Origin of the sequence: Frankia sp. ACN1ag, from assembly GCF_001414035.1 — a bacterium.
Taxonomy (GTDB): Bacteria; Actinomycetota; Actinomycetes; order Frankiales; family Frankiaceae; genus Frankia; species Frankia torreyi.
The window spans coordinates 242713-263001 of the sequence record NZ_LJPA01000006.1 but is presented as its reverse complement, the minus strand read 5'-3'; the positions used below and the strand labels follow the sequence as shown (position 1 = coordinate 263001).

Annotated in this window: 12 protein-coding genes and 6 pseudogenes; all 18 read right to left on the bottom strand. The window is 71.1% G+C overall.

The features are described from left to right. Positions 1 to 670: pseudogene (locus UK82_RS42460) on the bottom strand (putative baseplate assembly protein); the annotation flags it as partial. Between the two features lie 1535 nt (positions 671 to 2205). After that, a complete protein-coding gene (locus UK82_RS07660) occupies positions 2206 to 2604 on the bottom strand; it encodes a GPW/gp25 family protein (protein WP_055406729.1) in 399 nt (132 codons plus the stop codon). Between the two features lie 71 nt (positions 2605 to 2675). After that, positions 2676 to 2993: a hypothetical protein gene (locus UK82_RS07655; RefSeq protein ID WP_055406728.1), complete on the bottom strand. Its 318-nt coding sequence runs from the start codon at positions 2991 to 2993 to the stop codon at positions 2676 to 2678. Positions 2994 to 2997: 4 nt separating this feature from the next. Beyond that, positions 2998 to 3558, bottom strand: coding sequence for a phage baseplate assembly protein V (locus tag UK82_RS07650; protein WP_055406727.1), 561 nt, complete (start codon positions 3556 to 3558; stop codon positions 2998 to 3000). Between the two features lie 19 nt (positions 3559 to 3577). After that, positions 3578 to 4720: a hypothetical protein gene (locus tag UK82_RS07645; RefSeq protein WP_055406726.1), complete on the bottom strand. Its 1143-nt coding sequence runs from the start codon at positions 4718 to 4720 to the stop codon at positions 3578 to 3580. Next, the gene (locus UK82_RS07640; protein WP_201784162.1) at positions 4713 to 5162 is read right to left on the bottom strand and encodes a LysM peptidoglycan-binding domain-containing protein; all 450 of its coding nucleotides are present in this window, start codon (positions 5160 to 5162) and stop codon (positions 4713 to 4715) included. Before UK82_RS07640 ends, UK82_RS07645 begins: the two co-directional genes overlap by 8 nt. Beyond that, a pseudogene (locus UK82_RS42455) lies at positions 5162 to 5401 on the bottom strand (hypothetical protein); the annotation flags it as partial. The pseudogene UK82_RS42455 and the gene UK82_RS07640, both read right to left, overlap by 1 nt. Positions 5402 to 5841: 440 nt before the next feature. Continuing rightward, positions 5842 to 6195 (bottom strand): hypothetical protein, encoded by a 354-nt coding sequence (locus UK82_RS32515; protein ID WP_152989827.1) that lies wholly within the window; start codon positions 6193 to 6195, stop codon positions 5842 to 5844. Next, positions 6192 to 7911: pseudogene (locus tag UK82_RS42450) on the bottom strand (ATP-binding protein); the annotation flags it as partial. The pseudogene UK82_RS42450 and the gene UK82_RS32515, both read right to left, overlap by 4 nt. Before the next feature lies 1 nt (position 7912). Then, positions 7913 to 8489 (bottom strand): annotated as a pseudogene (locus UK82_RS42445) (ATP-binding protein); the annotation flags it as partial. Beyond that, entirely contained in the window at positions 8486 to 9709 is a 1224-nt protein-coding gene (locus UK82_RS07625; protein WP_055406723.1) for a DUF4255 domain-containing protein, read from the bottom strand. The gene UK82_RS07625 and the pseudogene UK82_RS42445, both read right to left, overlap by 4 nt. A 994-nt stretch (positions 9710 to 10703) precedes the next feature. Then, positions 10704 to 11456 (bottom strand): hypothetical protein, encoded by a 753-nt coding sequence (locus UK82_RS07615; protein WP_063897447.1) that lies wholly within the window; start codon positions 11454 to 11456, stop codon positions 10704 to 10706. A gap of 91 nt (positions 11457 to 11547) precedes the next feature. Beyond that, the gene (locus UK82_RS07610; RefSeq protein WP_055406720.1) at positions 11548 to 12060 is read right to left on the bottom strand and encodes a phage tail protein; all 513 of its coding nucleotides are present in this window, start codon (positions 12058 to 12060) and stop codon (positions 11548 to 11550) included. A 140-nt stretch (positions 12061 to 12200) separates the two neighbouring features. After that, positions 12201 to 12420, bottom strand: a pseudogene (locus UK82_RS42440) (phage tail sheath family protein); the annotation flags it as partial. A 1-nt stretch (position 12421) separates the two neighbouring features. Continuing rightward, positions 12422 to 13178, bottom strand: a 757-nt coding sequence (locus UK82_RS42435; protein WP_396230482.1) for a phage tail sheath family protein, incomplete at its 3' end; no start/stop codon positions are given. Between the two features lie 1619 nt (positions 13179 to 14797). Continuing rightward, positions 14798 to 17743, bottom strand: a complete 2946-nt coding sequence (locus UK82_RS07600) for a LuxR family transcriptional regulator (RefSeq protein WP_055406718.1) — start codon at positions 17741 to 17743, stop codon at positions 14798 to 14800. A gap of 315 nt (positions 17744 to 18058) precedes the next feature. Continuing rightward, positions 18059 to 19330, bottom strand: coding sequence for a hypothetical protein (locus tag UK82_RS33970; protein ID WP_173667247.1), 1272 nt, complete (start codon positions 19328 to 19330; stop codon positions 18059 to 18061). Between the two features lie 210 nt (positions 19331 to 19540). Next, positions 19541 to 19909, bottom strand: a pseudogene (locus UK82_RS41380) (DUF4157 domain-containing protein); the annotation flags it as partial. Positions 19910 to 20289: the final 380 nt, after the last annotated feature.

The window sequence follows — 20289 nt, the reverse complement described above, 5'->3', positions numbered from 1 at the left end:
GGTCGCGTATCCCGGGCAGGGACGAAAGGTCGGGACCAGCCTGGCCGAACAGGTCGACGGCGACCCGGGCCTCGTACCAGGAGCCGGTCCAGCGCAGCTCGGCATCGGCCCGTTGGACCCGATCCGGGAAGTCCCGCGCGGCGAGCTCGGCATAGTCGGCGGCGGTCACCGCCCGCTCACGGCCGCGGTGGAAGGCGACCGGCGCGTGCGCCTTCGCCTCGGCGACGCTCTCGGGCGCGAGGCCGCCTGTTGCCGGCACCGGGTTGGTCACGGTGATGGCCAGGCCGCTGGGCGGCCGGCCGGCCAGGCAGACAAGGTGCGCGAGCGAGCCGGCGCCGATATTGCCGACGGTTCCGTTGCCGATGCGACAGCGCGCCGTGAACGCCTCGCCGGCCGCGGGCGCCCGGCCGAGCACACCGTCACCGAACCGCAGGTGGGCGACGCCGTCGTCATCGGTTTCGACGACGACGTGGCGATCATCGGGACCGCTGGCGAGCAGGTCGGGCCGGACCGTCCAGCGCCGCGACGATCTCGGTCGGGCGCCGCCCTCGACGCTGGTCAGCTCCAGGGCGGGCAGGGCCGCGCGCGGGTCCGGGTCGACAAGCACCGCCGAGGCGGGCAGGTCGACCGGCAACGGCGACCAGCGGGTCAGCGGCGCTCGGGACAGCACGGCGCGGTACCTCTCCGCGACCCGGACCGAGACGTCCGGGCATCCCTCGATGCAGGCCGAATGTTCCTCGATCGCGCGCACCGCCGGCAGATCCTCCCCCAGGCTACGGCCATGGTCGACAAGGACGAGNTTCGCCCTGACGACACTGATCTCGTCGATACGCGCACAGGCCGGCGCCGGCCCGACCGCGGACAGCGGGAACGGGAAGCGCAACCTGTCGCGGGTGTCCCACTCGATCTCCAGCAGTTGCTGACCGGTCAGCGGGTCGACGGACCGGGTGACGGCGGTGAGCCGGACGACCTGGCGACGGGTCGGGTCCGCGTCCTCGCGCTGTCCGCTCACCGGGCCGCGTGCCTGCTCGAACAGCACGGCGTCACCGGAGCGAAGATCGAGCGCTCGCGCCGGTCTCTCGACGAGGGTCGCGCGGGTGGCCCCGGCGGGCAGGTAACACTCCGTGTCCCCCCACGTATAGATCGATATTTCGTTGTGGGCGGGGAGCATGCGGACCGGGGCAGAGCCGACCGGTTCGAACCACAGGTAGGCGCTGTCGGGGACGCGCTCAAGGTCGGCGGGCGTGATCATGGGCGGCGGCCGCGACAGCACGCCCGCCGGGGTGGTGATGAAGGCGATCTCGGCCGCGGCGAAGGTGTGATCGCCGTCGGTGGTCAGGCAGACCCAGGTCCTGGAGTTGTGGCCCTCGTGCATCCGGTAGTCGACCAGGCGCGCGTGCCGGCGCACCGAGGTGCGCAGGCGGGCGGTGTCGAGGTACGCCTCGGTCCCCACCGCGTCCTGGTAGTAGCTAAGGTGGTCGCCGACGTAGGCCAGGATCTCGACCAGCGCGACGCCGAGGTCGGGCGCGTGACGCTCCCGCCAGCCCGGGACGACGAGCGCCATCCGGTCGAGCAGCAGTTCCCGGAAGCTGGCGTAGTCCTTGGCAAGGTAGTTCGCGGTCAGGGGCGGTACACCGGGCTCGACGGTGTCCGATCCGGTCCCGGCCCCGGGCGAGCACCCGCATCCGCACCCGCCGCCGCCCCCACACCCGTGGGTGCCGCCGGCGGCAACCCCAACGCCAACGCATCCCGCCGCGAAGGTGAACGCGAGCGAGGCATAGCGCGGATCGAAGCCTGGGGCGGGCCGGTCGGTGGGCCGACCGTCCGCGTCGAGCGCGACAACGCCAAGCCGGTAGGTGGACGGGTCTCCTGGCCGGTCAAGGCGGACGAGGAGCTGATCGTCCCGGTCGGGCGAGCCGGACGGTCGTGACTCGGCCGCCAGCACCCGCAGGCCGGTGACCCGGCGGCCGCCGGTGACCTGGATGGACTCCTTCGGCAGGTCTCCCGGGACGGGACCAAGCAGATGGACCGTCAGTTCCCGGCCGTCGTCGGACACCTCCAGGTAGTCCAGGCCGGTGAGCGCACGCGCCGCGCGCACCCGACGGCGCCGCTCGGCGCCCGCGCAGGCCACGGCGTCCGCGCGTGCCGAGGCGTCCGCGCGTGCCGAGGCCCCGCCGGCCCCGGCGGCGTCACCGCCCTCGGGAGTCATGGCGCCTGCCCCGCGTCGATCGTGTCCGAGCGCCGTTGCCCGGTCTGGCGTACGACGTAGTCCACGTTGATCTCGATCCGGGAGTCCCGGGTGCCGACGGTCAGGCGTTCGACGTCGACGACGTCACCGAGCCAGCGCGCGAGCGCCGCGGACAGCGCGAACTCGAGCGCGGGGACGATCTCATCGCGCGCCGGGGCGAACACGAGACTCGCCAGACCGCCACCAAGCTCCGGGCGGTTGACCCGTTCACCGGGGTTGGTCAGCAACAACTGAATGATCAGGTAGCGAACGTGCTCGTCCGGCGAGGCGCCGGCCGTCCGGCCGAGCGAGTCGAACCGGAAGGGAAAACCGACCTGCGTCTGAGCCCGCGCCGCCGTTCCCGGTCCATCCGTCATCTGGCCACCCCCTCCGTTATCTGCTCACCCGCGGCCGTCCGCTTACCCGCTGTCATCTGCCCACCCGCATGTCAGGTCGCGATCACACGGGTCTGGGCGGACAGGGTCAGCGCGGGGGCCGGCGTCGGCGAGCAGATCGCCTGGCCACCCATGATCAATAGCGGCTGGCCGGCGGAGGTGACCCGGGTTGTCCCGACCACCCACTGGACGACGGTGCACGGCCCGCCGCTGTTCGGTGGGTTGGCGCAGCCGGCCACCGACCACGGCGAGCCGACGACCGTGGTCGGTACCAAGGTGACGCTCACCCGAGGATTGGTGGCGGTCGGCGCGGCCTGGCCGCCGTGGGAACACGTCACCTGGGCGCCTGGGTGCAGCAGGAATCCGGGCATCGCGTCACGTCACCGTCAGGGCCGTGTTGTTGACGTCGACCGTCGGGCCGATCATCGTGATCGTCGCCCCGCCGGCGGATCGCAGGTAGATCCCGCTGTCGTTCACCACGATCATCGAGCCGCCAACGCTGCGCAGCACGATGCCGCCCGTGGCCGGGGTCGGCGCCGAGTCGCTCAGCGTTATCGAGGCCCGCCCGGTCGTGGAGATCACGACGTTCTGGCCGGGTGGAATCGGCGGCGGCGCGAGCGCGGTCGGGGGTACCTCCAGCGCCGCTCCCCAGAAGCCACCCACCCAGATCGGGAAGTCCGGGTCGCCCTGTTCGAACTCGATCCAGACCCCGGAACCGACCTCGGGCACCAGGTAGGCACCCGAACCCTTGCCGGCGAACGGCACGCAGGGCATCGCCCAACTCGACGGGGTCAGGCCCAGCACGTCGGGCACCAGCGCCATGATCCGACCCCGCTGCTCGGGGTCGACGTTGATGACGACCGTGCCCCGGTACTTGCCGTAGTAGCGACGGGCGCCGGGCGCGTCAGCACCGCCGGTCGCACCACCGTGGTTCATGGGGCTCTCCTGTCGGAGGTCATGACGGCATCACCGCAGGGACGGTGGACAGCAGGCCGTTGCGGCTCAGGCCGAACGTCTGCGTGTACGAATCCAACGTGATCTTGTGGGTGACCTTCGTGACGTAGTGCAGCCCGTCGTAGGCCGGCCCGACACCGCGCACGCCCACGAGCTGACGCGGCCGCAGCACCCGTCCGTAGCGGACGACGTCCAGGGTGCCCTGACCGGTCACCGCGTCCACCCAGCCCGACGCCTTCGCCAGGCCGATCATGATGGCGCGCGCCGGCGAGTACTTCGACAGCTCCGACGACACCGGGGTGAAATCTCCGAGACTCGTCGGCGGCGGCGGAATCAGTCCCAGCGGCGGGTTCAATGGCGTGATCGGCGGAATCGGAATCATGATCACCGCCTTGGTCTGCTCGTTGTAGAGGAAGACCGTGGGAATCCTGTTGCGCTGCGCGTCGAAGGCGAACGTCAGGCTCTCGACGTTGGTGTGAGCGTCGAAGTCGACGTTGAGCGCGGGCTGCGGCACGCCGACCTTCACCCGTGGGCCCCAGTAGGCGATGTTGACCCCGGGCTTCGGGCCGGGCTCCAGGTAGAAGACGTAGCCGACCTTGTCCGCCAGGTCCCGGATATAGGCCAGGTCCGTGCCCTGCTGATGGGGAATCCCGCCAGTGGGGATCGGCACGTCGACCAGGACACTCGGGACGATCAGGGGCACCAGCCCGAGAACCGAGTACTTGGCCAGCAGCAGCGCGACCCGGCCCTCGGCCGGAGCGGCGGGAAACGGAAACCCGCTGAAGTCCTGCTGGTTCATCAGGACCGTGAGGTCCTCCCCCATGATCACCAAACTGGAGTGGGAAGCGTCGCTGCCCGGCGCCACCTGATGATTCGTGATCACACCGTCGACCAGGACCGTGGGCACCCCGCCGACCGTCACCACGACGATCACTCGCATGAAAAGCGCCGGAGCGCCCCCGGTCAGCAGGAACAGTGTGTGCAACGGCGAGCGGTTGGGCAGCCCGAACGTCAGCTGGAACCCGGTCGGGTTGTCGTCGTCCGTTGTCACCTCGACGCTGGTCAGCGCGTCCATCACGGCCTTGGGCGCCGGCAGCGGGACGATCGGCCCGATCATCAACGAGAGCTGGATGCCGTCACGCATACGGCGCCGGTCCAGGCACTCCGGCGGGCAGGGTGATCCGCAGTCGCCGCCCCGGAGCGGCCGTCAGGGTGTCCGGCGTGGTCGCCCGGTTGGCGTCGCACAACAGCCAGTACTGCTCGGGATCGCCGAGGTAGGTCGCGGCGAGGCGGTCGAGCCGGTCGGACTGCGTCACCGTGTGCTCGCCGATCGCGGCGAACTGCTCGGGCGGGGGGACGAGACGCCGTCGCAGGTAGGGGTGGGTGACGCCGGCGGCGTCGACGAACCCTGCGATCGGGGTCGTGGCGTATCGGCTGGTGACGGGAAACCGGGAGCTGGGGACGATCGCCCCGGGGATCGCTCCCACCCCGCCGAGAGCCGATCCGGGCCCGCCGGGGACCTGCCCCCACCCGCCGGGGACCTGCCCCAGCCCGCCGGGGAGCGGTCCGGCACCGAGGCCGGCCATCAGCCGCCTCCCCCGAACCCGCGACCTCCGAGACCGCCCACCTGGTCCAGCGCCCCCCGGGCGCGCGCGGCCAGGCTCTCCCGCGACCGCAGATAGGACAGGAACAGGGTCCCCCCTCGATCGTCGAACCCGAGGTCATCGACGGTCAGCACCCGCATGCCGAGGTTGACCTTGGCCCTGATCGGGTTCAGCGCCGGGTCGAACGCCTCCTCCGTGATCCTGAACTCGGTCAGCCGCACNGGGACCGTCCGGCTCGGGCTCCACACGAACAACGTCAGCGGCGCCATCACCGGGATGATCTCCAGGCGTCCCGCGCGGGACAGGGCGTCGGACGCGACCAACGACGCGGCGCTCGGCTGCACCAGCAGTTCCAACGCGGCGAGCTGGGGATGCAGGCCGAGCGTCGTCGCGTCGCGGTTGCTGCCGGAATGCTCCAACTGGTCGGCGAGGTCGAGCTCCGCCTCCACCGTGTACGTCTCCACGGCTGGGCCCGTCAGGCGCAGTGCCTGCGAACGTTCGCCCGACGCGCCGCCTGTCCCGCTCCCCCCGCCTGTCGCCTTGGCCGTGAGCGTGCGGGTGAGCGTATCTGGGTTGTACTGCAGCGAGATCACGCGCTGGATGGCCCCAGACCCCGGGTCCATGGTGATCAGTCCACCCTTGAGCAGACGAGGTGAGATGGTCATGGCCGGCCTCCCGGCTGACCGGACGCACGGGGTGGTCCAGACGAGCGGCGCCCGCGGGCAGGGCTCGACGGCGCGGGCAGCGCGGCTGTGGCCGTGGTCGCGGCTCTGGCTGTGACCGCCCCGGGACGCCCGACGACCTCCTGAACGACAGGGGGTACCGCGGCGGTGACCAGCGCGGCGGCCGACGCGCCATCAAGGGCGCCGCCCATGGCGCCATCCGCCGATGCCAGCAACGTCTCCAACGACCTGGTCAGCTCGGCGGTGAGCGCCAGGCGCAACCGCTCGCGGCCGGCAGGACCGAGCGCGATTCCATCCAGGACGACGCGATCGATCACTATCTCCATGGTCACGCCGGCACCTCCAACCTCAAGTCGGCCTCCGCAAAGGGCAGATCCAGCTTGCGCAGCTCGTCACGGGTTGCGTCGAGCACGTCGCGCATGCCCACCGGCCGGCCAGCCGCCGCGGCCAGGAACGCCGCGTTGATGGCGACATTGGCGATTCCGGCGCCGGTGAGGCTCAGCCCGGCGAGTCGATCGACGTCAAGTGGCCCCACCGGAGTGGAGTCCGGAAACGCGCGTTCCCACATGCGCGTGCGCTCGAGCCGGCCCGGAAAGGGAAAGGTGACGACGAACCGCAGCCGGCGCATGAAAGCCTGGTCGATGGCGCTTTTCATGTTCGTCGCCAGAACCGCCAGACCCGCGTACGCCTCCATCCGCTGCAACAGGTAGTTGACCTCTATGTTGGCGTAACGATCGTGGGCGTCCCTGACCTCGCTTCGCTTGCCGAACAGGGCGTCGGCCTCGTCAAAGAACAGCAGCGCGCCGCCGGTCTCGGCCGCGTCGAACAGGCGGCGCAGGTTCTTCTCCGTCTCCCCGATGTACTTACTGACCACGCTCGACAGATCGATGCGGTACAGGTCGAGCCGCAGTTCGTTGGCCAGTACCTCGGCGGCCATGCTCTTTCCCGTGCCGCTCTCGCCGGAGAACAGCGCGCTGATGCCCAGGCCGCGGTTCATCCGGTCGCCGAAACCCCAGTCGCCGTACACCACCGAACGCCTGCCGACCTGCGCGGCGACCTGGCGCAGCAGCGCGGTCTGCGCCTCGGGCAGGACGAGGCGATCCCAGGTGGCCACCGCCGCGACCCGCTGGGCCAGGTTCTCCATGCGGGGACGTGTTCGGGCGCGGCAGGCGTCCCACAGCCGTGCCGTGAGGTCCCCACCGGCGGCGGTATCGGCCGGGCCGCTCGCGGTCGATACCGTGGTCGATACCGTGGTCGTCACGACGATGTCACCGATCGCCGACGTCTCCAGGTCGAACTGCTCGACCAGGGTGCCGACGTCGACCGTGGGCGGGTCCACGCGCGCGTCGAGGCCGAGCGCCCGCGTCCACGCCTCCCGCTGTTCGCGGCGGGTCGGGCGCGGGATCTCCAGGGTCGCCGCTGCGGCGGGAAGCCCGGGCACGGCGTCGCGCGAGCCGATGACAACGACTCCGCCGGCTCGTCGCGCGAGCGCCGCCACGGCGTCGCCCGCCGGGGCCGTGGCGCCGGCGGCGTCAGGCCGTTCCTCGTCGGAGACGTCGATGTACAGCGCGACCGGGGACAGAACGGTCTCGCGCCGCCACACCCGGGCGATCGCGTCACGCTCGGTGGCCGATGTGGGCACGGCGTCGCCCTTCATCCGGTACAGCACCCGGCCAAGACCATCGGCGATGCGCGAGGCCACCAGCTCGCGGGTGTCGGCGTCTCGCCCGACGAGCTGGATCGGCGCGGAAGATTCGTGACCAGGACGGCCGTCCGCGACGACGGGGAGGGGCCGTGAGACATCGGCCGCCGGGCTGCCGGCTCGCGACAGGGACTCGACCGCGGCGGCGGCGACCGCGTCCTGCGAGGCCGGTAGCGGCACCGCGACCGGCGTGACCACCTCGACGACGGGCAACAGCCGCTCGTCGAGATGGTCCAGCCCGCGTATCGCGTTGACGATCCGCTGGTCGGCCCGCAGCGGGCTGACCACAAGCCCGCATCCGGCCGAACGGTCCGGTTCGACCAGCCCCCAGTAGAGCAGCGGCCTGNCCGGCGACAGGACGTCCCAGCTCGGCGCGTCCAGCAGGCTCATCGCGAGCGCGAAGGTGACGGCGGGCTGGCCGGACGCGGCGGCGCACAGGGCGGGCAGACGAGTGTCGATCTCGACCGCGGCGCAGAGCAGAAGAACGTCCCGCTCGAACACGGACAACCCGAAGGCCCGGGCGATTGCCGCCAGCGCCGGTGGCGTCGGAAGCAGCGCAGACGCGACCGGGACACCGGTCGGCGAGGTCGTGACGGCGCAAGCGGCGGCCACGCTGCCCCTGTCGGCGGGGCCGGCCACAGCGGTATCGCCGGACCGCGACCGCCCGAACGCGAGGGGCCACCACCAACGTCGTCGTGACCGTGGCGGCGGCTGGGGGACGGCCTGGGCGGTACCGGTCTGGTCCCTGGCGACCTCGTCCCTGGCGACCTCGACCCTGGCGGCCTCGACCCGCCGCGCCGCCCTCGACAGGCACGCGCGCAGGGTCGCTACGGCCTCGGCGACCAACCGGTCATTGGTCTCCTGCCAGTCCTCGACGGCGACCGAGCCACCATCCGAGGAACCAACTCCCGGGATAGTGATCATGCGACCACGACCGTGGCCGCGTCCGCGAAGACGGCTACCGGTGGCCTGCCGGCGAGCGTTGTCGGGTCGCTGTCGGCCCCGTCGACCCGCAGGCGCACGACGTAGGTCCCGGCCGTCACCCCGGCGACAGCCACCGTGATCGTGCTCGGCAGGGCGGGGTCCGCGGGCTGGACGACCGCGTCGGCCGCGATCGGTATCTGGCGATTCCCGAAAATCACCAACAGGCGTTGCTCCGGCCGGGGCCGTGGCAGGCAGGTGATCGTCAGGTTGACCGTCCCCGGGACGGCGTGGAGCGGAGCCATCGTGATCGTTGATCCGATCGCGATCGGCACCTCGTTGCTCAGCCAGGTGCCGACGCCCGCGACGGTGCTGACGACAGCGACGGTGTACTGGCCCGGTACCCAGCCCGTCAGCGCCGCCGGGTCGGCCGGGATGCCCACCGTGCGCTCGCCCGACCCGCCGATGACGGCGTCGAGCGGAAGATCGATCGGGGTGGGAAGGCGGGCGCTGGTGAAGCGCGCCGCCGTGGCCGCGTCCGTGGCCAGGCCGGTGCCGCGAAGCCGGACCGTGCTGCCGGCGCTCACCACCGGCGTCAGCCCGTCCGGGGTCGCCGACGCCAGGACCGGCGCGGCGCCGGCCACCGCGACCGGTCCGCGATCAGCCTCGCCGCGGGTGAGCACCGGCGGTGGCGATGATGGTGGCCGGGAACTGTCGATGAGAACGACGGACACCTCGTACGCGGCGGACACCCGATAGGCGGTCTGGAATCCGCTCCACAGCTTGAACAGGTCGTCCGTCGACAGCACCAGGGGCGTGATCCGAACCCCCTCCGCCTGGCGGTGAAGGTCGCTGTCGGGCAGGTCCGTCGTCGTGGCGTCACGGATCTGGGCGGCACTGAGGGTCGTGTGATCGTGCAGGATGCTCATCGCCCGGCCGAGGACCACGTGGGCGTCGGCCTCGTTCCCGCCGTAGGCCGTGACGAGGTAGTGCAGGCACAGAGCCAGGGGCGGAGACGACCGCTCGCCCGGCCGCGCTCCGACCGGGTCGGCGTTGCGCCAGGCGGCGGACAGAACCGTCTGGTACAGGAAGATGTTGAGTTGGTCGCCGTCACCGCTGGGCCGGGCCTTGTCCAGCGGCAGGGTGGTCACGTTCGGGGTGGCGCGGCTGAGCAGGACCTTCAGTGTCTGCGTGACCGCGGCGACCGCCAGCGGGTTGCTCATCGGCCTCGCCGCCGTCGGGCCGCGAGGTACTCGTCCAGGCTCATCACACCGCGGGGAGCCGCCGGGGGAGCCGCCGCGGCACCGGCTGGTCCCGCTCTCGTCGGGGCGACCGCCCGCACCTCGATCCGGCCGATCTCGACCCGCACGACCGGGCCAGACGAACCGGACGAGCCGCTCGGCAGAGCCGTGCCGGGCAGAGCAGGGCCGGGCAGAGCAGGGCCAGGCAGGGCAGGGCCAGGCAGGGCCGACAGCGTGGATGGCACGGGTCGCGTGCCGGGCCGGGGATCGGCGGCGGATGCCTCGTGGCCAGGCCACCGGCCGTCTGGCCTGGTCGACGATCCCGCGCCTATCTCGCCGGAGACACCGAGCACGCCGGAGACACCGAGCACGCCGGACGCCCCGCGACGCGCCGGGCGGGCGGTCGCTCGCCCGCGCGGCCGGTCCGCCTCACCGGCCGAGGTCCCCTCCGGGGCACCGACCGGCGAGGGACTGTCGCGCCGGTCCGCCACCAACCGCTCGGCCGCCGGACTCGCGAATGGTGGCACCGGTGACAGGGGCGCGCGCGAACCGTCGGCTTCGGCCCCGCCGTCCGCATGGATACCGTCGTCGATCATCGCCGCCAGGTCTCGCCCGGTTCCGCTTGGTGTGCCACGCCGGGGCGTCCCTTGGCTGGCCGTGTCGAGGAAATCCGCGAAGACCGCGTCAACGCGGACGCCCAGACCGCGCGGCGCGTCGGTCTCGAGCGTCCACCGCCCCGCGGGCGGCTCGCCAGCGCCCCAGGCCGCATCAGCCGGCCCGGCTGCCTCCCAGCCTGCCGAGCCTGCCGGCGCGGCAGACCCCGGAGGCGGCTCGAAGCGAGCCCGCGGGCGGGGACGCAACCCGCCAGTGCCCCGCGCCGCGTTCGCCGCGGCGGCAAGATAGCCACCCGCCGAGCGCGGGCGCGCCGCCCTGCTCCCGTCGCCCGCGCCGCTGGCGGCCGGGCCCGGCCCGCCCGTCATCGGGGCACCAGTTCCAGGTAGGTCGCGCGCCGCCGCGCCGACATGGCGAGTACCTCGTCCTGCGACCAGCCGTACGCGAAGGCCAGGTCCGCGACCTCACGCAAGGCACGCCGAGCCCATTCGTCGAGGTCGGCCCACAGGAACGCCGCTGGGTCGAGGGGAAGGTCCGCGACCGCGTGGCACGCCGGGCACTCGATCGAAATCTCCACCAGCCCGTCCGGGTCGGCCGCCTCCATGGTTCTGACCACCGCGTCGAGGACGGACGGCGGGAGAGCCTCGGCCTCGACCGCCGTTGTGTGCTGACTGGCCGCGAGGATGCATCGGTGCAGCAGTGCTCGCTGCGACGACGCGGGCCCGCTCGCCTCGCCGGGAGGCGTCGCGGACAGGTCAGCCACTGTCGGGAGCCGGAACTCGACGACGAATCCGTCGATCTCGGCGCTGAGCCGGTCGGCGCCAGCGGCGCGGCTGGCGGCGGCGGCGGTCGTGATCGCGTCGGGAATCGCCCACTGGACGTCGAGGTCCTCGCCGCAGTCGGGGCAGGTCGCCACGGCGTCGAGGGTGGCGCCGAACAGGTGGCGACGCGCGGTGAACAGGACCCGGTTGCGGTCGCCCAACGACAAGCCGCTGAGGTCGGCTACCGAGGCGTCGGGGACGGCGACGGCGAGCAGAAGCAGCGCCCGTTCGGCCGGCCGCAGGACAATGCCGTGCTCCCACACGTCGAGCAGCACCCGCGCTGACGGAGTGCGCATCTGTTCGTTCCACCTCCCCTGCCGCCGTGGCCGGGACCACCCGGCCGCCCGGACCAGTGCCCGCGTGGCACCCAGGTCCACCCGAACCGCGCTACAGCGTCACCTCGGCCGGCTCGACCACCGAAATGTCACGTTCGAAACCCTCGTTCTCAAGCTTGAGGTGGGCGATCGCCACCGCGTTGGTGTTCGCGTCGAAGTCGGGAAGGGGCTGGTACTCCGACACCCAGCATCGAAAGATCCGGTAGGACAGCACGAGCTGGCCGGCCTCGTTGAAGATGTCCAGCAGGATGTCCTTGCGAAAATCCGCCAGTGACGTCTCGGCGCCCGCCCCGCCGCCGAAGTTCCACACCTTGTTCGCCCAGTTCTCGAACTCAAGATCATGGGTGACCCCGCGTTCGAGCGTGATGGCCTCGAATTCCGTGCGGCCCGGTGACTTCCTGCTGGTCGAGGGGTCGCCGCCCTCGCGGTGTTTGACGACCTCGGTCGTGCGCTTGAGGGCACCGACCTTGCTCACCCCGGCGACGTACCGGCCGTCCCACTTCACGCGGAACTTGAAGTTCTTGTACGGGTCGTAGCGTTGGGCGTTCACTGTGAACTGGGCCATGTCCTCCGCCGCATCGTCGTAGGCCGTGTGCCGTGCCGCCGCCCCTCGTCGCCGGCGATGCCGCTGTGGCCGGCACCGCCGACAGGGGCATCGTGGTCGGCGGTGCCGGCACGGCCGTCAGTCGGTCGTCATCGGTGCTGTCAGGTCGCGAGCTGACCGGCCATCTGCTGAAGCTGAACAATCACGAACTCGGCCGGCTTCACCGGCGCGATACCGACGATCACGTTCACGATGCCGAGGTTCTGGTCGTTCGCTGTGGTCGTCGTCGCGTCGCACCGGACGAAGTAGGCATCCTTGGGGGTCGATCCCGCAAAGGCACCCTTCTGGAAAAGGTCCTGCAGGAAAACGCCGACGTTGAGCNGGATCTGCGCCCACAGCGGGGCGTCGTTCGGCTCGAACACCACCCACTTCAGCCCGCGGTAGAGGCTTTCTTCCACGAAGAGCGCCAGCCGCCGCACGGGAATGTACTTGTACTCGTCGCCCACGAGGTCCGCGCCGCGCAGCGTGCGCGCGCCCCAGGACACCGGACCGTAGACGGGGAAGGAACGCAGGCAGTTGATGCCGAGTTGGTTGAGCGCGCCGTTCTCCTCGTCGGTGAGCAGGTCCGTCAGGCCGCTGACACCGGCGATCGACGCGTTCACCCCCGCGGGGGCCTTCCAGACACCGCGCTCGGCGTCGGTCCTGGCGAACAGGCCCGCGATGGCGCCGCTGGGGGGAAAGGCGTCGACCTGGCCGTCGCGCAACGGGTCGGGCGCGAGGATGCGCGGGTAGAACACGGCGGCGTTCCTGGCGTCCACACCCGTTATTCCAAGATCACTGAAGCTCGTGCCGGGGTTGGCCAGCAGGGTGTTACGCGCCCACGCATGCGGGGGGTCGACAATCACGAATGCGCGCCGGCGCTGCTCCCTGAGGTAGGTGAGGACCGCTACGTACACCTCGGCGCGTACCGATTCCTCGCGGCTGTCGCCGTAGACGCAGACGATGTTGAAAAGATCGACATCGTCCAGCAGGTGAAACCCGGTCCTCGCGGGCGGGCTGCCCGTGTAGGCCGCGAGATCCAACAGCGCGCCGTCGGAGCCGCGGCCGTCGCCCGAGCCGGCCGGAACCTCCAGCGTCACGCCGAGCGGCGGCGACGCCGCCTCGGTCGTGCTCGGCGTCGGAGCCACCCGCACCAGGCTCGACTCGGATTTCAGCACCCGGTCGACGCGGCGTGGGCTGTCGGCGAACGTGATGTTGAGAAACGTCTCGTCGGCCGGGCGGTCCGTCGGATCACCGACCCAGACGCCGAGGTTGAACAGCTTGTCCGCGTTGCCGACCCGCAGCCTCTCGGCCGCGGCCGCGCGGGCGGCGGGCACACCGTCCTGGTCGAACCGGACATGCAGGTCGTTGCCCCAGGCGCCGGGCGAGGCCGCCCACAGCACCACGGGTGGCTTTGCCTGGGCTGGCGCACCGCCGGCCGGAGCACCGCCGGCCGGAGCACCGCCGCCGGCCGGAGCACCGCCGCCAGATGGAGCACCGCCGCCAGCCGGAGCCGGAGCGGCCAGGGGAAGGTGGGCCACGCCGGTGCCGTCGCGCCCGGTGTCCGCGGCGGCGACGCTGGTCGCTGGCGGGGTTGCCCAGGGGTCCTGACCAGCGGGCGATGCCGAGTCGGGCGGGCGGGCACCATCGAGCGCGCTCGCCACACGGACATAGTCCGAGCCCTTGAGAACCTCGTCGAGCTGGTGGGCCTTCCGCCGCTCCTCGTCCGCCACCGGCTTGGTCGTGACCCGAGGATAGGTTTCGACGGCTCCGTCGGGGCCAAGCTTGATACGGAGGGTGAAAAGGTCCTCCGCCCGCAGGCCCGGATCGATTGCCTGGGCGTCGCCGTTGGTCGCGGCCGGATCGGTCTCGACCCGCGCAAGCAGGGCGTTGGCCCACGATCCGGCGCTTTTGGCGGCAAGTACGAGCGCGCCGAAGCGAAGTCGAGCGGTGGTTTCCTCGGTCTTGAAGACCCGGACGATGACGGCTCGGGAGCCACCGTTGGCGTAGAAATCTCTGACGGCGTACCCCAGGGGGTATCGAACGTCAAGATCGCCGTACTGGCGCACGAAGTCCGCATAGCTCGTAACGGCGACCGCCTGGTCGGTCGGCCCTTTTCCAACCGGACCGACAAACGCGGTGATCGAGGTGGCGACACCGGTGATGGTGTGGACGCCGCCCGGTATCTCCTGGACGTAGACGCCGGGATACGTAGGTGTGATCGGCACGTGACGATCCTTCCAGGCGCCGGACTCCACAAGCGTTGTCCTGAATAATAGGACCAGCCTGACGCGAACGCCCCGGGGAAACTACCTGGGTACCGACCACGGGGAACCCGGTACCACCGGGAGCCAGGTACCACAGGAACCGGCGATACCGGATACGGGCACCTGGTGCCAGGCAAGGGCGAAACACCTGGATACCCTCCGGTGTCCGCTGTCGCGGAGGATGGCGGTGGATCCGGAGCCACGCGTTCAAGAAGGCCAAAAAGATGAAGCCAACCCACGAACGTGCTCGAGGCAGGGTCGTCGTCCGAGCGCACGTCGCCCCGAACCCCTCCATCGGAGTCGCGGTAGAGGTTGATAACGACCCGCATGACGGCTTCCTTCCGCCGGAGGCAGACCGCGGTCGGACGGAGGCTAGTACGTCAGGGAACCAGTCGCCACGGTGATACCACCGGCTCACGCGGTTATGGACCACGGGTACAGACACCGGCTGGCTACCGGGAATTCAGGACAGCCGCCAGTTGCGCGCGCGAACGCAGGCCCAGCTTGGCGTAGACATTTCCCAGGTGGTATTCGACCGTGCGAACGCTCAGTACCAGTTCGTCCGCGATCTTCTGGTTCGACAACCCGTCGCCGGCCAGGCGCGCCACGTCCGACTCCCGCCGGGTCAGACCACGCACCCGGCCCGGCAGCATGAGGACCGGCGTTGGTGTGGAGGTTGGGGTTGGGGTTGGTGACCTGACCCGAAGCATGGCGTCCATGCACGCGGCCAGCGCGGTCTCGCAGGAGGTCAGGTACGGCGTGGCGCGCAGCGAGGCGAAAATGTCCCGGGCGGAGGCGAGGACCTGTGCCGCCTCGCCGAGCCGACGCGCCCGGCTCAGAAAACGACCATGGGTGAGATCGAGTAGTGCCCGGTCGAACGGCAGGCGCACGCTGAGAGTCGTCGCCACCGCGCGTTCGTATGCCCCCATGGCGGCTCCGGCCCGCCCACTCGCCCATTCGATCGCGACCCGCGCCCGCGCCGCGGCGAACCCGGTCAGGCTCATGCCCCGTTGGGAGACCGACCGCTCGAGGGGGGCGAGTATCTTCTCGGCCTCGTCGATGCGACCGACACAGGCCAGCGACTCGGCGTAGAACACCCTCCAGGGAAGACTGACGGGTTGGACCGGGTCGTCCGCCGGATGCGCGACGAACCATTCCAGCTCGTCGACAACACGAGTGTGCGCGCCGAGGGCATGCGCGACGCGGGCTCGCGCGATGCGCACAAACTCCTCGGCACGGCCGCCGGTCAGCGCGACACGCAGGTGCTCGACTCGAGCCACATGCACGCCGGCCGCCTCGGGGTCGCGCGCCGCGAGCGGTTGGATCATGGCGAGCAGGCACCACAACGCCAGCCACGCCTGGCCGGTCTCGACGGCCGCCGCCGCGGCGGTCTCGGCGTGCGCAAGCGCGTCATCCCAGTCACCCAGGCAGAACTCGACCAGGGCCAGATGCGCCAGTGCCACCAGTCCGACCGGCGCCGCCGGGTCATCACCGTTGTGCGCCTCCGCCGCGGCCCGCAGAATCGTCCGGGCCTGGGCCATCTCGTCGGTGGACGCCTTGTACACCCCCCGGACCAGCAGCGCCAACTCCCGTTGATGTTCGCCAGCCGCAGCGTCGCGTTCGACGGACTCGGCAACGGCCCGCGCGTCCGCGAGGCGTCCCGACCACAGGTAGGCGGTCAACGCCAGATAGGGAAGGCTGCTGGGCTGGCCGCCGCTGGACCCGCCGGCCAACTGTCGAGCGAGCAAGGCCCGGCGGGCCCACGACGCGCCCGACCGGAATGATCCGTAGCTCAGACCGACGATCAGTAACGCCTCGCAGACCGCGCTCGCCATGGCGGGGTCGCGTGCGGTCGCGGTCCGGACGTCGGTGGCGTCCGAGGACTCGGCCTGGGGTAAGGAGCGGGATCGGACCTGGGGCCGGGACCCGGCTCGAGGCGCGGTCAGTTCCGCCCAGGCCCGCAGGAGCCTCGCCTCACCGGCGACGTAGTCGCCGCGAACCAGCGCGAGCCGCCCGTGGAGATAGTGGTATCGGGCGCCGTCGGCGAGCGGTTCCGTGTCCTCGAGCTGGGCCACCGCGCGCGCGGCGTCTCCAGCGTGGAGCGTGGCGTCAAGCGCGTCGACGAAGCGTCTCTCTCGGGTTGGGCGATGAGACGTGAGGCGAGCGGCATCAAGGAGCAGATCGCCGACGGCCGCCCACCGCCCTCGGGAGGCTTCCTGCCCAGCGGCCTCCACCAGGTCACCAGCGAGAGCGTCGTCGGTCAGCGGCGACGCGGCCACCCGGTGCCGAAGCGTGTCACGCGGATCGTCAACAATGTCGGCGGCGCCGCGGTGCAGGGCACAGCGACGGATGGGACCGAGGTCATGGTAGACAGCCGCTCGGATCAGTGGGTGCGCGAAGGCGATACGTCGGCCGAGCGGGCCGTGGCGTTCGGCGAGCAGCCCGGAGGCGACCGCCGGTTCGAGCGCGGCCAGGCCATCGGCGCCGTCCCCGCTGACGTCGTCGATCTCGGCGAGCCTGAGCGCCGCGGCCAACGAGCAGACCTGTCCCAACACGGAAGCGGCGACGACGAGCCGCCGCGTCGGCTCGGGGCAGGAGGTAAGGCGCGCGAGCACCACCAGCCCGAATGATCGGGGCGCCGGTAGCGGTCCGTCGTCGTCGGCGCGCAGCACGTCCTCTGGCAACTCCTCGAGCAACGCCCGGGCGTGCAGCGGGTTGCCGACCGTGGCCTCCTGCAGCCGCTCGGCCGCGCGCGCCGACAGCGGAACCGCCCGAACAGCCCGACAGAGGTGACCAAGATCCACCGCGGGCAGTCCGGACAGACGCAACCAGACAGCGCTGTCCACCAGCACCCGACGCAGTCCGTCGGCGAGCGCGGCGCTCTGACCACTCCGCATTGTCAACAGACACAGGACCTTCTCGCGCCGCAGGCGGCGTAACGCGAAAGCCAGCGCCCGCTGCGACGCGACGTCGGCCCACGCGACGTCATCAACGACAAGGACCAACACCCGATCGGCAGCGCCACCGTTCGCGAGCGCGGCCCCACCGTCCGCGAGCGCGGCGGCAAGCGCGGCACCGACCCTGGCCGAAGCCTGGAACGACTCCGCGCCGCGGGACAGGCCAGCGAGCCCCGCGAGAGACGGCGGCACGCGCTCGGGCGGTATCCCGGCGACGAACTGCTCGATGACGCCGAAGGGGACCGATCTCTCGGCCTCGTCAGCGCCCGCCAGCAGCGTGACCTCCTCGCTCAGGCCCGCGACGAACCGGCGTGCCAGGGCGGTCTTACCGATGCCGGCATCGCCGTCGATAACGACCAGACCCAGCCGACCTGTTCGTGTCTCGGCAAGCAGGGCGGCCAGAACCGCCAGTTCACGGTCCCTGCCGACGAGGTGATTCATCCCGTCACAACCCCTGTTTTCCGGCACGACGAGGGTCACTTCGGTAAATAGTTCCAAAAATTGGTGAAGTACTCAACGAACACCCCCTTCAGAATGCGCGCGGTGACGCCGGAAACAAAGATACTCGGGGCATTCCGCGCCACGCGCGGTCCACCCGTGGAATTCGACCGTGGACATGGCCGCCAACGAATCGATCGTATCCGTCCACGCGCCGCCGGCCACCGATTTTCAGGCACATCCCACCTCGGCCGAAGCACCCCCCGCGCCGATACCGGTCACTGAGCCGGGCCGTTGACCGGACGGCGGCCCGACTGGTCAGGCCAGACAGGGGTCCGCCATGATGATTGACCGAATCACGCTGTCAGGGACGTCGGTCGAGACGAGGTCGTTGAGGTCGGGTGTTCCGGCCGCACTGCCCGACTCGACCTCCCACCGGCCGTCCGCCTGCTTGCGGTAGACGACATCTCGTTGATCAATCTTCTGGTTGCCGAGTATGTCGCGTTCACAACGGCCGACGTCCCACCGCATCGTCAGCGTCTCGCCCGGCTTCTTTGCGGCGGCGACGTCGCGGATCTTCTTGCGCCAGACACCGAAGTTGAACCGGCCATCAAGGCCGACCGCCTTGTCGGCCGAATTGCCCGGGTCGAGGAACCACGCTCCGAGGTCGTAGAGGATTCCGTGTCCGCTCGGGCTGTCGAACGGCACGTAGCCCTCCTTGGCCGCCTGGTCCTTGATCCGCTTTTCGACGGCGCGGCCGTGTGCCCACCCGACGATGGGAAGCGCAATACTCAGCACGCCGCCGACAAGGCCGCCGATGCCGCCGCCGCCTCTCTTGGGCGTCGGCGTGGGCGAGGCTTCGGGGGCGAGCGCGGGCTCCGGGGCCACCGCCGGTTTCGGCGTGGGTGTGGGTGTGGGTGTGGGTGTGGGTTCGAGGGCCGCCGACTTCGGAGCGGCGGCGGGCGCCGGCTCGGCCACGGGCTTGGCCGCGGGCCTGGCCGCGGGACCGGATTTCGTTGCCGGACTGGGCTCGGGCGCGGGGCCGGACTCGGCCGCCGAGGGGGCGGCCGACGGTTCGCCGACGGCGGGAGAGCCCGCCGCGGGGGTCGGGCCCAGGGTCACACCGCGCACGAGCCGCGCGGAGGTCGCCGGCCGATTGCCCTGGAACGCGCTGGTGGAGGATGTCTTCGGGCTGGCCGTGGTGCCCGGCACCGTCATCGACTCGCGTGCGGGAACGTAGATTTCCAGGCGTTCGACCCCGAACTCGTGGGCCGCCTTCGTCAGCGCTGTGTCGCACTCAGGACAGGGAACCTGGTCGACGGCGACCATCATGGTCCCGCCCGCTGTCTGGGCGCCGGGCTTGACGCTGCCCCTGAGCGCCCCGATCGCGCCCTGCTCGCCGTGCGGCGTCGACCTGCTCGTGTAGGCACCAAGGCCGACGGCGACCTGGTTTCCCCTGGCGTCGACAATCTGGATCGCCGCATAGGTCCGATAGCCATAGCCCGTCGGCTTGCCGACCAGGTTCGGATCGATCGACACCGGCCCCGTCGTGCTGGTGCCGAATCCGCGCTGCGCGAGCATGGTGTCCATCAGCTCGTCAGGAGTGAGGGGCGGAAGGCCACCAGTCGGACCGCTCGGGCCGCCGGGCGCGAGCGCGACCCCACGGGCTGTTCCCTGGGCCCGGTCGGCCGGATGGCTGGCCGCCTGGCCCTTGCTGACCCGGTCGGCCTGGAGATCCGCCGCCGTCTCGTGAGACGCGGCGGCGTCCAGCGCCGGCGCCGGCCCGCCGAGCCGTTGCTGAACGACGTGGGCGAGCTCGTGCGCGATCAGGTGGTCGCCCGCCACGGTTCCCGGAACGTAGCGACCGGCGGCGAAGGAAATCTGCTCGCCGTGGGTGAAGGCGGCCGCGCCGAGCGCGCTCGCCGTTCGCGCGGCCGCGGCGTCAGTGTGCACCCGCACGCCGCTGAGATCCGTAGCGAAGCCCGCTTCCATTCGACGTCGGGTTGCCTCGTCCAACGCGTTGCCGGACGACGGTGTCGCCACGGCCAGGTCGGTGGCCGCGGCCTGGTCGAGGGTGAAGGAGCGCCGCGCGTGGACACGCGCCAGGGCTGGACGAGGCCGCCCAGCGGTCGCGGTCCGCGGCACCGATGGTGCCCGCTCACGAGTCATCAGGGGCCTCCCCTACCGATGGCGTCATCGCGGTGCCCGGCCACCGGTCAAACCCGGGTGACAGACCACAGTCCACGCGGCGGAATGCGGCAACCGTACTCCCGCCGCAAATCCAGCGCCGGCCATTTCTCACCGACGCCGCAGTCGGGTCGACGACATAGCCGGGTCGACTCTCGGGTGGTTCCCATTCAGAGCAGGGCGTTCTGCATCGCGAACAGCGCCGCCGCGCCACGGGTCGACACACCAATCCTGGGGTAAGAGCGTGTCTTGCGTGGACCTCCGGATATAGATTCGATCATGGATGTGTTGGCGAGCAGCCTCGCCGGCCGGCTGGTCCCGAGTGATCTGTGGGAGCTGGCGAAGTCGTTTTTGCCCCGGTT